The following is a 17,921-nucleotide window of genomic DNA, read 5'->3' as shown; positions in this document are numbered from 1 at the left end:
AAGGGATTTCGCCGTGCGCTGGCTCAGGATTGCCATAAGCTTCACCGTCACGCTGATGACCTTGCTCTGCATGCTCCCGGCCCAGGCCGCGCAAGGCAGTGGCTGGTCGGTATTGCTTGATGATCAGGGCGTCCTGCAACTGAGCGACATCCGCTCCGCTCGCTACACCAATCAATTCAGCCCCATCGAGCTCGACCGCCTGACTGCGGCCGAGCGCGAGGGCGCCTTGTGGCTGCGCTTCAAACTGGCGCCGGGCAAGCACGAACAAGTGCTGCGCATCTTTGCCCCCGACCTGTCACAGCTCAATCTCTACGTGCTCGACGGCGACAAGCTGATCGAGCAACGCAATACCGGCACCGAGCGTCCCCAGGCCGAACGGCCATTGCCGAGCAGCGACTTCATGCTGCCCCTGCCCCTGGCCGACAGGCCGCTCGATGTCTACGTGCGCATGGTGTCCGACCATCAGTTACGCCCGCACATCACTCTGCAAGCGGCGGTGGAAGGCGCAGCCAATCAGACCCGGACGCTGATTTTCGGGTTGCTGTTCGGCTGCCTCGCCATGCTCCTGCTGCACAACCTGGTGCGCTACGCCTACTCACGCTCGCGCAGCAGTCTCTGGCTGGCGATCTGCGAAGGCCTGCTGGGGCTGAGCCTCTTGTTGCTGCTCAATCTAGCCGGCCCCTGGCTGCCGAACTGGCACGCACTGCAGACACCTGGCGCCTATCTGGCTTTGCTGCTGACCGCCCCCGCAGGATTGATGTTCGCCCTGCGCTTCTTCGCGCCACTGGGTCAGCACCCGCTGAACAAACTGCTGTGGGGCGACATCCTGTTTATCGTGGCGTGCAGCCTGTTGCTGTTGTTCGTTGATACCTTGCCGCTGAACATCATCACCTACGCGCTGGTGGCGCTGGCCGGCCTGAGCATGTTGCTGGTGGGGTTCTATCACTGGCAAAAAGGCTACCGGCCGGCGCGCCTGTTCGTTGCCGCAATGGTGGTGTTCAACATCGGCACGCTGATCATCCTGCCGGCCCTGCTGGGACTGACATTGGTCGCACCGCAAGGTTTGATCATGACGCTGATGGTGTTCATCTGCATCAGTGGTCTGCTGATGAGCATTGCCCTGGGCGAACGCCAGCGCAGCATCACCGAAAGCCGTTTCAGCATCAGCCGTGATCTGGCGGCGAGCAATGCCGAAATCAACGCCAAGGCCGAATTCCTCGCCAAGATCAGCCACGAGATTCGCACGCCGATGAACGGCGTACTGGGCATGACCGAGCTGCTGTTGGGCACGCCGCTGTCGGTCAAGCAGCGTGACTACGTGCAGACCATCCACAGCGCGGGCAATGAGCTACTGACGCTGATCAACGAAATTCTCGACATCTCCAAGTTAGAATCCGGACAGATCGAACTCGATGATGTGCAGTTCGACCTCAACGCGCTGATCGACGATTGCCTGAGCATCTACCGGGCCAAGGCCGAGCAACAGAACGTCGAGCTGATCAGCTTCATCCAGCCGCAAGTGCCACGGGTGATCAGTGGCGATCCGACGCGGCTGCGCCAGACCTTGTTGAGTCTTCTGGAAAACGCGCTGAAGAAAACCGAAGAGGGCGAAGTGTTGATCGTCGTAGCCCTCGACGAACGCAGCAGCAAACCGCGCCTGCGCATCGCTGTGCAGGACAGCGGCGTGCCGATGGAGCCGGAGGAGCGTGAAGCGCTGCTGCACGCTGAACTGCACAGCAAACACTTCCTCTCGGCCAATCGCCTGGGCGGCAATCTCGGCCTGGTCATCGCCCGACAACTGATCCGCCTGATGCAGGGCGAGTTCGGCATCAAGAGCGGCGCCACCCAGGGCAGTACCTTGTGGCTGACCCTGCCGCTTGATCCGGATCGCCTCGAGCATCCAGCCTCCGACCTGGACAGCCCGCTGCAAGGCGCGCGGGTGCTGGTGGTTGACGACAACGATACCTGCCGCAAAGTGCTGGTGCAGCAATGCAGCGCCTGGGGCCTGAACGTCAGCGCCGTGCCATCGGGCAAGGAAGCGCTGGCGTTGCTGCGCACCAAGGCGCACCTGCGCGATTACTTCGATGTGGTGCTGCTCGACCAGAACATGCCCGGCATGACCGGCATGCAACTGGCGGCGAAAATCAAGGAAGATCCGAGCCTGAACCACGACATTCTGTTGATCATGCTCACCGGCATCAGCAACGCGCCGAGCAAGATCATTGCGCGCAATTCGGGAATCAAACGGATTCTCGCCAAACCGGTGGCCGGCTATACCTTGAAAACCACCCTGGCCGACGAACTCAATCAGCGCAACAAGGGCCAGGTCGTGTTTCAGCCACAAGTCGTGACTGCCGCCACCGCCGCCAAGGTGCCGAGCGACTTCCGCATCCTCGTCGCCGAAGACAACACGATTTCGACCAAGGTGATTCGCGGCATGCTCGGCAAACTCAACCTGCAACCGGACACCGCCAGCAATGGCGAAGAAGCGTTGCAGGCGATGAAAGCGCAGCGTTACGACCTGGTGCTGATGGACTGTGAAATGCCGATCCTCGATGGATTTTCTGCCACCCAACAGCTGCGCGCCTGGGAAGTCAGCAACCAGCGCATCCGCACGCCGATCGTCGCCCTGACCGCGCACATCCTGGCCGAACACAAGGATCGCGCGCGGCAGGCCGGCATGGACGGGCACATGTCCAAACCGGTCGAGTTGTCGCAACTGCGTGAATTGATCGAGCACTGGGTGGCCGAGCGGGATCAGCAGAACCGGGTGACCACGCAACCTTCGTGAGCCGACAGTCCCCCAAGCGCCTGATAGACTGCCTCACTCCTTTCCTCGCCAGTGAGCTTGCACCATGCTCCACGTGTTATTCAGCGTTTATCTGAAGATGCTGGTGCTCTACAGCCCGTTCTTCGTGTTGTCCTGTTTTATCAGCCTGACCCGCGGTTATTCGCGCAAGGAGCAACGGCGCCTGGCCTGGAAAGTCGCCGTCGCGACGCTGATTTCCAGCGTTCTGCTGTATCTGTTCGGACGAGTGATTTTCGATGTGTTCGGCATCACCGTCGATGCCTTCCGGATTGGCGCCGGCAGCGTGTTGTTCATCTCGGCGCTGGGCATGGCGCAAGGCAAATCCGTGGTACAAACCGACAATGTGCAGCAGGACGTGACCATCGTGCCGCTGACCATTCCGCTCACGGTCGGCCCCGGCACCATCGGTGCCCTGCTGGTGATGGGGGTCAGCCAGCCACACTGGGACGACAAGCTCACCGCAATCATGAGTATCGCGCTGGCCAGCTTCACCGTCGGTGTGGTGCTGTATCTGTCGAACCGCATCGAAAGGATTCTTGGCGATCAGGGCCTGCAGATCGTCAGTCGTCTGATGGGCTTGTTTGTCTGCGCACTGGCGGCGCAGATCATCTTTACCGGCGTCAAAGGCTATCTGGTGCCCTGAGCACCGGGACTTGCATCCTGACACTCAGCAAAACGCCGCGAACGACATCTTTCGCGGCGTTTTGCTGTCAGTGTCGGCTTACTCGGCGATGACAGGCTCTGCCATCAGCGTCTGCCAGGTGGTGCTGGCCGTGCGCGCCTTCCTTGCCTGCAATCGTCGCGTCCAATCCGAGATCGCGTGGGACTGCTGCCCTTTGAACGCGAGAAACACGTCCCCGCGCAATACCGGATCAGCCGAACACACATCGCGAAAAATCAGACTGTGCTCCGTGGCTGGATCAATGATGAGCAGATGATCTCCAATGATTTCGAAAAGCAGGTCGTCCCCCCCTTCATGATCCCAGATCAATTTTCCCGGCACTGCTGGCACTTCACCCAGACCATGCCGGCAATCGATGACGATCGAGTCAAGTCGTAACCAGGCAGCTCTGGACAACAGGCAAGTCACGTTGCCCTGCCCCAGTCGCAGAATCAGCGTATCGACGTCATCGGCAATCAACGGCAGCAGATCATCCAGACGGTTGTGTCCTTCAATCGTCAGGACCTGGGCATTGCGCTGGAGGTAATCGAATGGCCCGATGCTGTGCATGCCGGGATACACCTGCACCCTGCCCTCCCGCTGCTCGTGCAACAACACCCTGGTCGGCAGCTGCGACTGCGTCTGTGCGCCGAGGAGCTCGAAGGCTTTGGGCAGACTCTTCGAGGTGATGCTCAGCAGTCGGGCGCGGCGCGTGTCATACCATTGCAGGGTCGCGACCGCGGATTCCACGCAGACAAAGTCTTCGTGAGCCACTTCGCTCAACAAGTCTTTCAGTCGCTCGACCAGTGCTTCTGCGTGTGCGGTCACCCATTGCCGATTGACTCCGACCACTACTGCAGGCCTGCGATCGCGCAGTTGCAGCAACACACCGTCGACCGTCGTGCCGCGCAGATTCGATCCATCCACCGTAACGTCGACGAACCGCCAGCCAGCCCATTGCGCCTGCATCCGCGGCAAGGTATCAGCGTGTAGCAGTCGAGTGCCCGCAGCAAAAGCCCGCTCCAGGGCCAGCTGATCGACAAATGCCTGCTTCAGGATTTCGCCACTCGACACATTGAACAACCAGCCGGAGCGCTGATCTGGCGTTGTGCCTAGCAGGCGCAGTGTGTCGTGGTGCCCGGGCTCGCCGAGCAACAGGCGATTATTCACATACCATGCACTCAGGTTGCCATCACCGGCGAGGTTGCGCAGCCCCAGCAGAGCAAGACTGCTCACCGGATAGCGTTCAGCGACCGCTGCCAGCGCCAGCCACCACTGTGGACGATCCTTGAACCATTGTTCACCGAGCCCCGCCAATTGCACATTGCCTTGGGTGGTCAGGTTAAAGAAGCGTCCTGCTTCATCCAGTACCAGATAGCCATTTTCGACCGCGACTACTTGCTTGAGCCCTTCGGGCCTCACCCAGCGATGCGACCATTGCGCCTTGCCCTGCACCACGGTGCGGCGCAGCCAGCAGAGTGTCTGATGCAGGCGGTTGTAAACGACGTATGTATCGTCTTTCTCTGCCAGAGGCAGCAGCACCAGATCGTTCAGGTTTTTGATCGAGTCAGGCCAGCCCCGTGCGTGATGCCGCGCAGGCAGCGGACGGATCAGCAACCGGTCGCGACTGCGGATCCAGGTGATGTCACGCTTGTCGGGCTCCAGTTGCCAGCAGACTGAAACGTAGGGCGCCGGTTGCCAGTCCACAGTCGTGAAACTGTCGGTACGGAGCTGGGAAGGGGTGGCCAAATGTTTGCCCAATACGAGGTCCCAATCGTTCAGAGTCTCGTGGGCCAGCAGCTCCGATTGCAGCTCCTGCGCCTGCCCGTGGGTAACCGAACTCAACAGCAACTGCCCGTCGTGGATCAAATAACCGAATTGTCGCGAGCCGTGCGGGCCGCTGACCGACTGCATCAGGTGAATCACACCCTGGTCATCCATCCGGACATTGCCGATCGTGCTCAGGCCTTCAGCCAATAGCAACCGGTAGCGATGCTTGAGCAAGCCACTGACCGCATCGACCTGCCAGATGTCATAGCTGTCAGGCACATAAAACCAGGCAGACTCGCCCGCCACCAGCGCCAGTTGGGCATCGTCGGTATCGCCGGCGCGGTCATTGCGGATGTACAGGAAACGGTCTTCATGGGCGTCATACCAGGCTGTGGTGTAACGCGGTTGTTGTGGCGATTCGAACGGGATCAGCCAGTCATGCACCGGCGTATAGGGCAGCGCCAGGCGATGCTGCTGAGCCAGGGCTTTGTAGTGCTTGAGCAATGCATGTTCATCGAGTCCCTCGGGGGCGCTCTGCTCGATGATATCCAACCGTCGCCTGTCCTGATTGACGGTGAACAACTGATGATCTGCGGTGCGGATCAACAATGAGTGATGCCCATGGCCGGACGTTTTCACTTGAACATCACCGATGTACAGCTCGCCAAAAGGCTCGATGCGAATGTCGCTTTCCCGCGCCCAGTGGGCCTGGAGCACCCAGCGGCACCGGTGCTGGCGGGACGCGTGCAGCTGCAGACCGACCCCGGGAGCGAGTATTACGGTACAGGACGCGCCCAGACCGGAAATCCGGTAGGCCAGCCTGCCCTTCCAGGTACTCGGCAGCGACGGCACCACCAGAGTGCGCTGTACCGCGTCAAGGTCAACCCGGATCACCGTGTCGCGATAATCCGGCAACAGGTGCTGGACGATGTAATGGGAAGGGAACGAATAGAACGAAAACAGAAATTGCCATTGGTCATCTGCGTTTTTCTTTTCCAGACGGCGAGCCGTGGCAAAACCACGATCATCGCGCAACGTGGCAAACGGCAGTGCCTTGTACTCGTAGCCGTAGCAGATCTGTGGCGTGGCCGGCAACACGATCACTTGTTCGGCCGGTGGTGCGAAATCCTTCTGTCCGGGCAGGTTCAACTGCTCGCGTATATCGATCGCACGGTCATAGTCGGCATCGAAATCCGGCACGCCGAAGTGATCGCGCAGAGGGTAAAGCTTCGGGCTGTGAAGCAGGATTTTTCCCGCTGCCAGATCAATGCTGCTGACGGTCAACGCCGGATCGATAATCCACGCGCCCAGCCCGGCATCGAAGCGGCATCCGTCCCCACGGTAAGCGAGCTCCATGTCAGCGAAAAAATCGCCGACAGCCTGTGCATCGCGGGCGATACCGGCGAAGCCTTGCGCCAGCGCCGCTACGCCGACGGCCAGCCCGCCCAGTATCACGCCGGCGCCACCCAGGACTGCCGCAGCGGTCGAGGCACCGGCCACTGCCGCCCCGACCCCCGCGGCCGTCAGCGCCAGACTGGCGGAGTCGAACGCCAGTTGCGTGCCGAACTGTGCCTTCTCGACATCGTCTTCAGCGGTCGCCAATTGATAGACATCAAAGCCAACGTTGGCCAGCCCCAGCAGCGCGCCCACACCTTCGTTGGCGGCGTGGCCCAACGCTTCGCTGACCACGGGCGCCACCGTGCGCGCAATGACTTTTTGCTCATTCAGGGCCGTGCGCACCAGACGGATCAGCCCGAGCACATCCACCACGTTGCCATGCAGCAACTGCGCATAGTTGATGTAAGCGTGCAAACGCACCGCCGTGGTCAGCGTGCGGCCATCGCCTTCGCGACTACGCAACGCATTCATCAACGCCTGGATGGTGAACCCCGCATTGAGGGTATGAACACTGCCGGCCTCGGTGGGATCCAGCGTCTCACCGACAGCGGCCGGTTTGCGTGCCAGGGTGGCGAATTGCGCCGCCAACCAGTTTTTGATCCGCAGCAGGCGAGGGTCGTCGCTGACCACCTGCACCACCCGTTCAGGCTGCGCAGGGTCGACAAGACTCAACTGGTACTTGCCCTCGGGCGTGACTTGCAGCGTTTCGAACAACGGCACCAGCGACGTGACCGAAGCATGCAGCGTCTGCAACGCCTGCGTCGCTTGATCGATCTGCTGGCCCCACCAATGAGCGTCCAGGCCGAGCAGGCTGGCACCCAGATGGGCATTTTCGCTCAGCGAGCGACCATGCGCACTGTTGATGCGTTGGCGCAAGCTGCCGGCGGGTTGCCCTGGCAACGGCTCGCCGGTCAGTACCTTGGCCACCTTGAACCCGGCGGGCAATGACAAGGCTGCCACTCGCTCGCCCTGCAACTCGATCAGATCGAATGACGGCCGGGTCTCGGCACCGTAGGCAGCATAATATTTGGCCATGCCCATTTTCAGGAAGAAATGCTCAAGCGCGCGCTGAAGCTGGACGGCCGTCTCAAACTCGAACACCCCAAAGTTGGGGTCGTAAAAATGATAGAGGGGCTTTTCACCGACCACGGTTTTCGCCACCAGCATCGAGTGATTGTCTGAGTTGAGCATCAGCGTTCGAGTGCCGACAGCGTCCGCCAGGGCCGCCGCGACCTGCGCCAGATCAGCGCGCGCGAGTGTGTTCCCCACGTCACTCAGACGGGTGCCTCGCAGTTCCTCCAGCGCTTGTACAAAAACAATTGAATCATTGTGCTGCGGCTCCATGACGGCCAGGTAAAAACGCTCGCGCAGGACACGCGAAGCCTCGCCCCCCGAGGCAAAAGCCGCGGCCATCATCAAAGTCAGGGGATAACAACGCCCGCCAATCGATTCGCCAACCCCATCGAGCAACAGATCCTGCGGAACCGGTAAGACGCTGCTGACGTCGAGTTGGCCGAACACCTGATCGACGCGTTCAGCAATGTGCAAGCGATGCTCAAGCGTGGCGGCCTGCCGGATCTGCGCAACGTAGCGTCCCCACTGCTGCAGGGTTTGTGCCTGCATCAGCGCAGTTTTTTTCAGATCCAGCGCGCTCACCGAAGCTGCCGGGGCGCTGATATCGCTGACCAGACCTTTGAGAAACGCTGCATCCCTGCGGGCATACAGGTGCCGTTCAATTACCGCGTAGCGACTCGAAGCGCCACGCTCACGCACACTGTTGGCCAGGTGTCCAATTCGCCGCTGACCGCGTCGAAACCCTGGTTATGCAGCGAATCGATACCCAGCAACGCACCCAGCGCCAGGCGCTGCAGCGGCGTTATTTGCGCCAGAGACAGCTCACCGTGTGCCATGCCGTTCAGCACTTCATCCAGACCCAGACTCAAGACGCGTCGGTCACGGGGAAACACTGCGGGCCGCGCATCGAGCGGCTGATGCCTGATCATCTGACGATCGGCGAAGCTCAACGGCAACGGCTCTTCGAATGCAATCGCGCCATCGTGGCCCCGGCGCATGGCATCGACGAAGCGCTCACCGAGCCCGTCGGCCAGACGCTGCAAGATGTCGGTCAGCAACACTGCCCGTCCTTCGAGCAATGGCCAACCCTGCTCGAACTCAATGGTCGAGCCCTTGAGCAACTGCGCAATATCACCTGCATAGCGGGTCTTGTAGCCGCCCTCCCGCCAGCGTTGCTGCTCCTTTTTAACCCACTGCAACGGATCGGTTTCGTTGTCTTTCCAGGAGTGATCCTGTTCCTCTTCGGTGTTGCGGTTGATGGTCGGCAGCGCGGCAATCGCGGCATCCCGGCGCACCGTCTGCGCGTCCAGCGGGGTCAGATGAGCGCGCTCGTAATCGGCCATGCCGTCACGCATGGCGCCGGGGCCGGTCAAGTAGATCGTCCACTCGCTTTGCAGGCGAATGCCGTCACTGAAGTGGCCGGCAGCCGCACTCGCCAGCAGCCTGGCGGAGATTTCCCGCTCGGTGGTCAGTTGTTCCAGCACGCCGTAGCTGCGCGCCAGTACCTCTTCGGCCACGGGTGTCAACCGGTCAAAGTCGCTCAGCGCAATCCCTCGTTGCAGGCCCAGGCGAGCGGTGGCATCGATCAAGTCATAGTTGAAGCGCAATCGCTCGATCACGGTCTGCAGCATGGCCGCACCGGGATGGGCCATCAGGAACGCGTTGCTCATCGAGCCGCCTTCGGCTACCGCACGCAATGCAAACGCCCGCGCAACACGGTCCGCCGGCGCCTGAAAGACCTGTGTCAGGGCTGGATTGCTTTTGGCAAAGGTGGCCAACGCCGCACGGTGTTCAGCGGGAATGCTATCCAGGTAGCTGGCATAACGGCTGCGCAACTTCTGCCGCCCCGGCATCCACTCGGGATTGTGGTCCAGCAACAGTTGCAACACGCCCACGCGGGCATCACTGCCGAAGGCACTGATGTCTGTGCTGCCGAGAATATTGCTCAGCGGCGGCAGATTATCGACATCGGCATAGCTGCCACCCTCACCGTACAGAACCTCAGCGCGAACGATATCGGACGCCGCAGCCAGGTTGCCGCGCAATCCGGTCTCCCGCGCGTAGATATCCTGCAGTTGCAATGGCGCAGCGGCGCCGTGCAGATCACGCAGTTGCAAGTTGCCGTCGGCCAGCGCCAGTACGCTGTTGCGGTGACTCACCTTGAGCGCTTCAAGTTCTGCAGCGTCCTGGCCATACGCCCGAACCAGCAAGTCGATGCGCGCCTCATCGGCAGACTTGCCGTTGGCCAGTGCGGCATTGATATGCGCGAACATTTGTTGTTTGAGAACAATGGCGCGCTGTTCAAAAAGCGTTGCCAGTTCATTCTCGGAAACTTCCTTGCCCACAACTTTCGCCAAGGCGTCGGCCTTGGCTGCTTCGACGATGAACTTATTGGTCTGATAAGCAAGTAGCGCGTCGCTGTCGTGCCAGAGATTGAGTGTGTAACCGTGGCCGGCGAGCACTTGTTTCCACACATTGAGGTAATCACGTTGAATCTCGCCGACCCCACCACCGAGCCAGACAAAGTGCAGAATGTCCGGCACAGGCGTTGCCTCGGCTTTGATCAACGCGGCACTGGACTGCACCCGGGATTCGAAGTCATCGACCTTTTGGTAAACACGCGACAGCGGTGAGATGGCCGCCAATGGCTCCATTTCGCGTTTCACCCGCATTGGCCCCGCTACCTGCTCGAGTGTCTGGCGCAGCAGCCCCAGCGGCTCGAGCAACTGTTGCGAACTCCTGGCGTCGACGCACGCCGTGTAATAACGCAGCAGTGCGCCATAGTGTTGACTGGCTTTATGCGGCAACAATGCCTGCTCAAACTCGGTGAATGTCACCAGCTTATTAAAACTGACGTACTTATCGTCACCTGCTAATTGCGCGCTATTCATATCAGTCGTCCAATCAATTAATGGGTACTACCTGGCAGAAAACTAGCGGCTAATAAAAACAGACTCAAACAGGAAGACATTCAAATGATGTCGACGAGCGCAAAAGCAACAAGGCATTAAATGCCTTATCAAGACAAGTCTGAAACTGCACATTTCATTTGAACGATCAAAGCCACACCCTGCATAAAACACAGGCGTGCGACATTGCCTTTAAAAACCTTTAATAACAAAAAAGGTCGTGAACGCACTGTTCACGACCTTTGCACATAATATTGGCCTGATATGTCAGATGAGTTTTTGAACTGCCGTCACCAGACTGCCAAGGGTGTTATCGTCCCCGGCCAGTGACAGCGCCTTCAGCCATGTGCCGATCAGGAATGAGTAGTGCTTGCCGTGAAGCGTGATGACGATCTGCAGCGCCAGATCCGCTTCACCGGGCTGCGGCTCGGCGTCGCGCACGATCAGGCTGTGGGCATTGTCCGGATCGACCAGTACCAGGTGCCCGTCCACCATCGACACCAGCAGGCGCTCGTTGGCGTCCATGTCCAGCTTCAGCGTGCAGATGTTCAGCGCGTCAACATCCAGCGAACGCCGGCCATCGACCACAATGCAATCCAGACGCTCCCAGGCCTCTTGCGAGATGCGATAAGCCGAAGTCTGCGAGCCGAAGGCCAGCAACAGTTTGTCGACGCCATCTGGCAGTAACTGCGTGATCTGCGCGCTGTCGCTGCCCACTTCGAGCGCCAGGACCTCCGCGTCGCGGTGGGCATAACTTTCCGGTAGCCACACGCCCTCCTTCGAACCGACGCTGAAAATCAATTGGCCTACCGGGTCGAACAGCATCGCAGGTTTCACCCCGCGAGTGCCCAGGAACACCGACCATTGGCCATCGCTGCGCCCAGGCAGATCGAACAGACGATCAAGTTCCGGCACGTAATACATGTAGCGACCCGGGATGCTTGCCACCTGCAGCACCGGCGCATGGGCATGTCCGTTCAGCAACGCCCGCAGACGCTCGCGCAACTGCTCCGCGCTCTGCGCCGGCAGGTAAGCCCAATGATGCTCGATGCCAATAATCCTGGCGGGCTGGTGATCCAGCAATTGCAGATTCAGCCCTTCGCGGGTTTGCCCGAACAACCCTTCACCCAGGCGTTGCACTTGGGTGAAGGCCCACGGCGACCAGACCTTTTCAGCCTTGGCCAGTGCCTGGGGCTTGAGCAGACGTTGATCCGCGGCAAAAGCCCCGCGCAACGCTTCGATGGCTATCAGCGGCTGGCGATAAAGCTGTCCGGCACTCACCTCCAGCAACCAGACAGCGCTTTTGTCAGGGGTCAGACCGAGCAGCGACAACTCCTTGCCTCGACCGACATCGGCCAGGGCAATTTTTTCATCGATACACCACGCTGCCAGGAATGCCTGACCGGCCACATCTTTCCAGCCGAGGATCGGGAATGGCGACGTCTTCGAGACCTTGGCGAGCGCAGCCAATGCACTCCACCCGTCGGGGTTCTGCCGCAGCCATCGCTGACCGATCCCGGTAAATCTGAGGAGGCTGGGTTTGTCCGTCTGATCGCGCCAGTCCTCATCGCTGCGATTAGCCTGCGCAGGGATACCGTATTGCAATGCGACCTCGTCCGGTATGGACGCGGCCGGCGGCACGTCAATGATATCGACCTCAAACATTCGGCCGTCAGCTTTGGTGGCGATGTAACGACGGTCCTTTTGTGTGAGCTCGACCACATCGCGCTCGATCACCACGTTTTCCCAATACCCGACCCGGGGTTCGATGCCGCGACTGATCGATCGCTCCTGCTGGCTGTAGAAAAGTACCGCATTGTTTTCAGGATCAGAGGGCATGAGCATCAACAAGTCCTCGGGCCAGGAAAGGTTGTGCGCAGCCTGGCAGCGCTTGCCCGTCCGTTGGTTCAGCCAGGCCCGATCCTGCAATTGCGCCCCCGCGTAACCCTCGACGACGACGAATGGCGCACAGGACCACTGGCTGCTACTGGCGGCCAGCTCTGGCGTATCGTCCTGGAAAGGGACATCGATATGGCGCAGTGCAGCGTCCGGCTGAAACCGGTAGTCCTCTGCCGAAAAGGTGATCTTGCAAGCGGTCAGTTCCACCGTCTGCCCGGTGATGCGGTACTCGACGGTGGTCGAGCCGTACACAGCCAGCTTCTGCACAACACGCAGCGAACCATCAGCTTGCTGCCCGCATCCGATAATGGTCGAGCCCTTGCGGGGATTCTTCAAACGGTAACGATGCTGCACAGTGCCCGTGAGCACATCGACCCGCCAAACCGTGGCATGGTCGCAATGGTAGAACCATGCATGACGGGCACTGACACCCGCCAGCACCAGGCCATCGTTGACCTCTTTGGGCACATCACGCGCGTACAGCACCCGATCCCGCGCCGCGTCGTACCAGGCCGTGGTGCATACCTGGCGGTTCGCCGGGTTGAACGGAACCCTGAATCTACGTAAGGGCAGATAGGCCGCCGTCAGTCGTCTGGCTTTGACCTCAGCGCGCAGATAGGTCAGTACCGGCAACGGTACGCCAGCGGGCGCCGAGTTGGCGGATCGAATCTGGTCCGACGTTTCTTCATCGTCCTTTTCGTAGTCGAGCGTAATGCCCACAAGCTGCAGACTGCGGCTCGCCCAGTCGATTCGGAACAGCCCTTCGGCCAGTTCGATAACGCCATCGAACGGGTTCAGCGTGACGCCATCAACGAGCATGTGCGGCGTGCCGTCGGCGCTGTCGCGCGGCTTTTCGCGAAAACTGACGTGCTCGCTGCCGGCCCATGGCGCATGCACCGTCCAGGTCACGTTCTCCCAACCGTTGGCTTGATCGAAAGTCACCCCCAGCAGCCCCCGCGACAGGCGGATCTGGTATTGCCCTTGCGGTGCGGTGATGTGGTAAGCGATTTTCTTCTGCCACTCCTGCGGCAGATCCGGCACGACCAATTGGCGGACGTGCTCGGTCAAGTGCACCTTGATCGTCGTGGCCATGTACACCGGATGCAACTTGTAGAGTATGTGCGGCAAAAATGGCGTGCTGAACAGGTAGAAGACCCGGCTACCGTCCGATGCATATTCAAGCCGATTCGCCAGGCGGTCATCCAACTGCGGATAGCGGGTGGCAGAAAACGGCGGCGCCCCCTCGCTGCCGAGTTGATACTCGTAGCCGTAGTAGCAGATCGGCGAGCACGGCAGGATCACAGCCTCCGGCAGAGCCCCCCAGACACGGGCAACAGCGGGCTTGCTGAAAGCTCTCGGGATATTGATCGCACGGTGGCGGCTGGCCGGATCATCATCGTACTGCGGTAGCTCCAGAGCACTGCCCTTCCACGGATAGAACTTCTGCCCATCGAACACCACCCTTCGGCTGTGCAGATTCAGTTCGGTGATCACCGCCAGTGGCGGGAACTGCAGCACGTTATCCTGTGACTCGTAGGACAATTGATAGGCATCATGAAGTTCGGACAGGTGCTGGCCGATGGCGGCGGCCTTGTCCATGATCTGCCCCAGATTGCTGGCGATCGCGGTCACCCCGATGCCGATCCCCAACAGCGGCACGGACAGCGCTGCCGCCGCAGCGCCCACCACTGTGCCCGCTGCCAGAGCGACCACATCCAGGCCCAGCGCCGCTACGTTGAATGCCAGGGACGTGGAAAACCGCGCGCGCTGTTCATGGTTCTCCGCCAGCGACAGGTTGTAAATGTCGAAGCCGATATTGGCCAGGGAAAAGGCAACCCCGCCAACCGTAGCGACCTTACTCGCCAGGCCACCGTACAACGAAGCCTGCTTCAACGCTCGCTCACCCGCCGCCACGTGTCGAACCAGACTGACGATCTGCACAACGTCGCTGCCCACGCCAAACCCCAGCTGCCCATAGCTGACATACACCTGGACTTGCAGAGCGACGGTCAATGCCGGCACTTGATCGGCACCCTGGTAATCCAGTCGGCGCATTTCACTGATCAGGGTCTGGATCGCAAAGGCAAAACTCAGGCGGCTGCCACCGTCAGGGTCAGCCGCCTGACCTGGCCTGGCTGCACCGCCGCGCACCAGTCGTTCGACGTACTTCCTGATGTTGTAAAAACGCGAATCCCGGGTAACGACCTCCACGCTGTGTTTCGGATTGCGCGAATCGACCAGCGTCATGCTGTAGCCGCCGTCGCCGGTGTCCTTGAGGGTATCGAGCAAAGGCGAATATTCGCGTGCCACATTGTGTTCGTTGCGTAACCGCCGGGTCGCCAGATCGAACTCGCCTGCCCAGTAACGTGCATCCAGCTGCGCCAGACTGGCGCCCATGCGCGCGTTTTCGCCCAAGGAACGCTTGCGGGCCTGCGCTTGCTTCTGCCAGACCGATGCCTCCCGAGGATCGGCCAGCGCGATGCTGCCCAGCAAACTGTCCACGCGCAGATCCGATGACAGCCTGTACTCGGTGATCGCTGCAGTGTTCAGCTCAGTCACCGTGAATTGCGCCGTGGCCACATCACCCAGGCCATACAGCCTTGCGAGCGTATTGTCGCCCGCGCTCAGATAATGCTCTACGCCGAGCTGCAGTTGCGCACCATCGGCAAACCCATAAATCGCAAAGTTGGGGTCATAGAAGCGATACACCACGTGCTCACCCGCTTGCACTTTGGCCAGCACCAGAGCGTGGTCGCCAGTGTCGAGCAGCAGCACCGCTGGCAGCGCTATGGCGTCCAGCGAGGCCATGATGCTGGCCAGACCTTGCACGCCCCGGGCGGTGCCGAACTCGCTGGTGGGCACGGCGCGCAGCTCGTCCATGGCACTGAGCAGCGCCCGCGAACCGACCTCTTGAGGGCTGACACTGGCGGTGGCCATATGGCCCACCAGCGCCCGTTCCGCCGGCTCGCCAGCGGTGATCGCCGCCGCCATCAGCAGCGCCAGCGGATAGCAGCGCCGGCCTGGCTCAGCCTTACTGCGCATCAGCAGATCCTGCGGCAACTGTCTGGCAGAAACAGCGCCGGCGCGCCGGAATGCTTCACGCACCTGCCCGCTGCGCTGGAGGATCTGCGTACGAAACTCCTGCTGCGCGGTACGGTTGATCTGGCCGATACGTTCGCTCCACTGGCGCAATGTCAACGCCTCGGACATCGCTTGAACCTTGAGCTCGCGCACCGTCTGTGTGGAGACCGGCAGGTGACCGTCAGGCCCGCTCCCTGATGCCGACGATTGACGCTGACGTACGGCTTTTTCAATCGCATCGTATCGGGCGAACATGCCATCGCTGTCCGTTTCGATGGCGAGGTTGCGTACGTTCTGCCAGGTATCGGCGAATCCGCCATCGTCCAGTCTCGTCGCGCCAAAAATGCCGCCGAGCACGACCCGCGTCGAAGGGCTCAATTGATCCAGCGGCAGAGAGCCGTGGGCGATGCGGCTGAAGAGTTCGTTGAGGTGTCCGGTGTGCGCCGCGCCGTGGGATATCGGTAACTCGATGTCCGGTTGCGCAAGAATTTGCTGACGGCTGTCGAAGCCTATGGAAACGGCTTTATGGAAGGTGATGTCACCGGTCAACTTGTCATTCATTGCGCGAATGAACGGTTCGCCCAGCTCATCCATCAGTTGTTGCAGCACCGGGGTCAACAGAACCGGTTTGCCCTCGATGACAGGCCAGCCTTGTTTGAAGGTCACGGTCTGGTCTTTCAGCAGATCCGAAAGCTGGCCGGCATAACGAGACTTGAGTTTGCCGGTGCGCCACTTTTCCTGCTCTCTGGCCAGCCATGCATCTTCATCGCCGTTCACCGTCCAGCCGGTAATCTGTTCCTCTTCCGTGAAGACGTTATATCCCTGCGTCAACTTCAATTGTTGACGAACCGCGTGCAATTGGGCGAGTTGCAAATGTGCGGCGGTGTATTTACCGATGCCGGCACTCGCGGCACTGGGTCCGGTCAACACAATCGTGCCACGTGCTGCCGGACGGATCCCGTCCGAATAATATTGACGAATTGCCAGATCCAGACGCGCCATATAGATTTCATCAGCGTGGGCAAGTGCCCCGCCTTGAGCGGCTCTTTCCTTCAACACGTCATCAATGATTTTCCACAAGCGGTGGTACTCCGCCCAGTTGGCGCCTGCGGCGATCATTCGCCGTTCAACTTCATTGAGGCAATCATAATTAAACCTGATCACCTCCATGATGGCTTGGGTCATGCCCGCGCGGGGATGCGCCAGAATGTGAGCGTTCATCTCCGCCCTTATAGGGTCGCTGAACGCCGTGCCCAATCGGATCGCCTCTTGCGCAACCGGATCGGCTTGTGGCGCAACGAATACTTCGTGAACTCGGGGTTTACGCCGTGCAAACTCTGTTAACGCCTCTTTATGTTGAGCAGGCACCTCACCGGTCTGGTCTATGTAACGCTGGGGATCGCGCCCAGGCATCAACGAGTCATTGTGATCGAGCAAGAGCTTCAATACGCTTAACCGCTCGCCTCCATTAAAGCCGCTGATATCCACCCCGCCCAACTTGTCGGCCAGCGGCGGCAAGTAATCCATGTCGCTGTAACGGCCACCCTCCAGCCATTCGGCCTGCAAACGCACGACATCGCTCGCGGCGGCAAAGTTGCCGCGCATGGCCACTTCGCGTTGATAGACATCCTTTAAAAAGTGCCCGGCAAATTCCTGCTGAACGTCGCGCAACTGCAAGTCTGCACCGGCCATGGCCTGATGCGTCAGCAGACAGCGCTGGCGCAATGCCTCAAGCGTCGCGCGATCCTTGCCGTAGGCACGAACCATCAGATCGATACGCGCCTGGTCCGACCGGCCCGCCCACTGCGGCTGGTTCAAATAGTCGAACATCTGGTGTTTGAGTACCCGTGCGCGATCTTCGATCATCTGCGCCAATTCACTGGGGCTGTTGACGTTATTGCCCCCCGACTCCATCGCATCAACTCTGGCGCTGTCGAGAATGACCCGATTCATTTCGAAGGCGAGCAGTGCATCGCTGTCGTACCAAAGATTGAACCGGTAATCCTGAGGCTTGAGCACCGCGCGCCAGATATTCATGTAGTCACGCTGAATGGCACCGACCTCACTGCCACCGACCCAGACGAAGTGCATTATTTTCGGCACGGGCCGAGCATCGCCAGTGAGCAAATCCACCGTCGCCGATAATCTGCTTACGTAGCGATTCAACTCAGTTTGAATATCACTGACCTGAGTGGATACAGGCCCCGACGTGCGCTCCAGCAAAGACATGACTGTTTCCTGGAACAGTTTGACCGCCAGCAGTTTTCCCGTCGCATCGTAAGTTTCATGAGCCGTTTCATAATAATGAGACAGCGCCGCA

Annotated in this window: 5 protein-coding genes; 2 read left to right on the top strand and 3 right to left on the bottom strand. The window is 60.1% G+C overall.

Annotation, left to right across the window (positions count from 1 at the left end; all coding sequences use genetic code 11):
* Nucleotides 1-13: 13 nt before the first annotated feature.
* Nucleotides 14-2,791 (top strand): hybrid sensor histidine kinase/response regulator, encoded by a 2,778-nt coding sequence (locus tag VNV36_RS25140; RefSeq protein WP_325721678.1) that lies wholly within the window; start codon nucleotides 14-16, stop codon nucleotides 2,789-2,791.
* A gap of 64 nt (nucleotides 2,792-2,855) precedes the next feature.
* Nucleotides 2,856-3,452, top strand: a complete 597-nt coding sequence (gene tspR, locus VNV36_RS25135) for a type III secretion system genes modulator TspR (protein ID WP_325721676.1) — start codon at nucleotides 2,856-2,858, stop codon at nucleotides 3,450-3,452.
* Between the two features lie 78 nt (nucleotides 3,453-3,530).
* Here tspR and VNV36_RS25130 read toward each other — a convergent pair whose 3' ends face one another.
* The 3 genes from VNV36_RS25130 to VNV36_RS25120 all read right to left on the bottom strand — a co-directional run bounded on the left by VNV36_RS25130 (nucleotide 3,531) and on the right by VNV36_RS25120 (nucleotide 17,830).
* Nucleotides 3,531-8,411: a TcdA/TcdB pore-forming domain-containing protein gene (locus VNV36_RS25130; RefSeq protein ID WP_325721674.1), complete on the bottom strand. Its 4,881-nt coding sequence runs from the start codon at nucleotides 8,409-8,411 to the stop codon at nucleotides 3,531-3,533.
* Nucleotides 8,375-10,603 (bottom strand): TcdA/TcdB catalytic glycosyltransferase domain-containing protein, encoded by a 2,229-nt coding sequence (locus VNV36_RS25125; RefSeq protein WP_325721672.1) that lies wholly within the window; start codon nucleotides 10,601-10,603, stop codon nucleotides 8,375-8,377. Before VNV36_RS25125 ends, VNV36_RS25130 begins: the two co-directional genes overlap by 37 nt.
* Nucleotides 10,604-10,888: 285 nt before the next feature.
* The gene (locus VNV36_RS25120) at nucleotides 10,889-17,830 is read right to left on the bottom strand and encodes a TcdA/TcdB pore-forming domain-containing protein (RefSeq protein WP_325721670.1); all 6,942 of its coding nucleotides are present in this window, start codon (nucleotides 17,828-17,830) and stop codon (nucleotides 10,889-10,891) included.
* Nucleotides 17,831-17,921 lie beyond the last annotated feature (91 nt).

The sequence above is a fragment of the Pseudomonas sp. genome, from assembly GCF_035554175.1.
GTDB lineage: Bacteria > Pseudomonadota > Gammaproteobacteria > Pseudomonadales > Pseudomonadaceae > Aquipseudomonas.
This window is presented reverse-complemented; position numbering and strand designations above follow the sequence as displayed.